General features: G+C 66.7%; 1 protein-coding gene. It reads right to left on the reverse strand.

Going from position 1 to position 914, the window contains the following annotated elements:
- Window positions 1-24: 24 nt before the first annotated feature.
- Complete coding sequence (locus LO762_RS32225; RefSeq protein ID WP_230620145.1) at window positions 25-855, reverse strand: IS5 family transposase; 831 nt, start codon at window positions 853-855, stop codon at window positions 25-27.
- Window positions 856-914: the final 59 nt, after the last annotated feature.

Here is a 914-nt window from a genome sequence, read left to right on the forward strand (position 1 = left end):
AGAACGTGTTTGAGGGCTGATTGTTTAGAGGTGTTCGAGGGGTCGTGGTCCGGGTCGGGTGGCGGGGTGTCTTCGGGTGATGTGGCGGGTCATCTGGTGGATGGCGGCCCAGCGGATGAGGGCTTCGCTGGTGGTTGGGTGGTGTTCGTAGTCGCGGGCCAGGCGTCTGCGCTGGAGGAGCCAGCCGTTGGTGCGTTCGATGACCCAGCGGCGAGGATGCACCTGGAAGCCTCGCTGGCCTGCGGGTTTGCCGATGATGTGGAGGGTGAGGTGCGGGACGTCACGGGCCCATGTGACGAGGCGTCCGGAGAAACCCTGGTCGGCGAACACCGTTCGGCATGAGAAGAGGAGGACTAGGCCGAGGAGCAGGCTCGTCGCTCCGGCCCGGTCCTGGACGCCGCCGGGGCGGACCATCACGGTCAGTGGTAACCCTTGGGTGTCGGTGATGATGAACCGTTTGCGGCCGTTGATCTTCTTGCCGGCGTCGTGGCCGCGGCTGCCGGCTCCGACGGTGTCGGCGGCGTCGACCGTCTGGGAGTCCATCACCGCCGCTGACGGTTCGGGGTCGCGGTCCAGGTCCCGGCGGAGCCGGCGCCGCACCGCGTTCACGATCTTGTCGGTGACGCGGTGCTCCTCCCACCGCTGGAAGTGCCAGTAGACCGTCTGCCAGGGCGGGAAGTCGACCGGCAGATACCGCCACGCGCACCCGGTCTGATTCACGTACAAGATCGCATCCACGATGTCCCGCCGCGGATGCTTCTCCTTGCGGCCGTCCCAGTGCGCAGCAGGCAACAGCGGCTCGATCAGCGCCCACTGCGCATCCGACAGGTCCGAGGGGTAGGTGGGGGAACGCACTCGCCACACCTACCACCACGCCCCGTAGCAAGACGGTCACATGTCAAACACGTTCTCAG

The organism is Actinocorallia sp. API 0066 (assembly GCF_020991275.1).
Lineage (GTDB): Bacteria > Actinomycetota > Actinomycetes > Streptosporangiales > Streptosporangiaceae > Actinocorallia.